The 913-nt window shown below is 72.7% G+C and carries 1 protein-coding gene and 2 pseudogenes; all 3 read right to left on the bottom strand.

The genetic code is table 11. From position 1 onward, the window contains the following. Window positions 1-201, bottom strand: a pseudogene (locus PUR71_RS00465) (ATP/GTP-binding protein); the annotation flags it as partial. After that, window positions 182-607: a DUF742 domain-containing protein gene (locus tag PUR71_RS00460; protein WP_329924275.1), complete on the bottom strand. Its 426-nt coding sequence runs from the start codon at window positions 605-607 to the stop codon at window positions 182-184. The gene PUR71_RS00460 and the pseudogene PUR71_RS00465, both read right to left, overlap by 20 nt. 166 nt (window positions 608-773) lie before the next feature. Then, window positions 774-913, bottom strand: a pseudogene (locus PUR71_RS00455) (roadblock/LC7 domain-containing protein); the annotation flags it as partial.

The raw sequence follows: 913 nt of genomic DNA, 5'->3' as shown, positions 1-913 counted from the left end.
GGTGGTGGTCGTCTTGCCGGAGACGTGGCTGATGTCGTCGATGCCGGCGGAGGCCGAGGTCATGACGGCTTCGGTGCGCAGGGGGTTGATCTCGGAGACGGCGCCGACGAGCGTGGTCTTGCCGACACCGAAGCCGCCCGCCACGACGATCTTCGCGGACGTCGTGGCGCGGGCGGGTCCGTTAGAGCTTGCGAAGTCCACTGAGGACCCTTTCGAGCAGCGTGACGTCGGGCGTTCCGCCCGACTCGCCCGCGGCGGCGGGCTGGTGGATGGCGACGAGGCCGGCCTCGGCCAGGTCGGCCACGAGGATGCGGGCCACACCGAGCGGCACGCCGGCCAGTGCGGAGATCTCCGCGATGGATTTGACCTCACGGCAGAGGTTGACGATCCGGGCGTGCTCCGGCAGCAGGCCGCCGGAGCGCTCGGCCGATCCCGTGGTCGAGATCAGGGCCTCGATGGCGAGCTGGTAGCGGGGCCGGGTCCGGCCGCCGGTCATCGCGTACGGGCGGACCAGCGGCTGCTGCTCGTAGCCGTCGGACTGCTGCCCGCCGTAGCCGCTGCCGTACCCGTTGCCGTACGGGCCGGCGGGTGTCGAGGGCGGGGTCATGGGTCCTCCTTGTGCTGCGGCCTCGGGCAGCAGGTTCCAGCTGGGGCGTTCCAGCTGAGGCGGGATCAGCTGCCTGAGGGTAGCTGAGGGTCGAGCGCCGGGACCGGTCGGGTCGGACCCGGCGGGGAGGTGGGACGTGGGTGGGTGGGTGCCGTGCGGGCCCCGGTCAGTGCAGGAGACTGCCCTGGAGTTCTGCGCGGAGCGCGGGGGTGAGGACGGCGCCTGCGCGGTCGACGAGCAGGGCCATCTCGTAGCCGACGAGGCCGATGTCGGAGTCGGGGGCGGCCAGGACGGCGAGGGCGGAGC

It is taken from the genome of Streptomyces sp. SP17BM10, from assembly GCF_036322405.1.
GTDB lineage: Bacteria > Actinomycetota > Actinomycetes > Streptomycetales > Streptomycetaceae > Kitasatospora.
This window is presented reverse-complemented; position numbering and strand designations above follow the sequence as displayed.

Excerpts from the sequence above, each read along its gene's own strand:
- PUR71_RS00460 (WP_329924275.1), bottom strand. The coding sequence starts at position 607 with ATGACCCCGCCCTCGACACCCGCCGGCCCGTACGGCAACGGGTACGGC.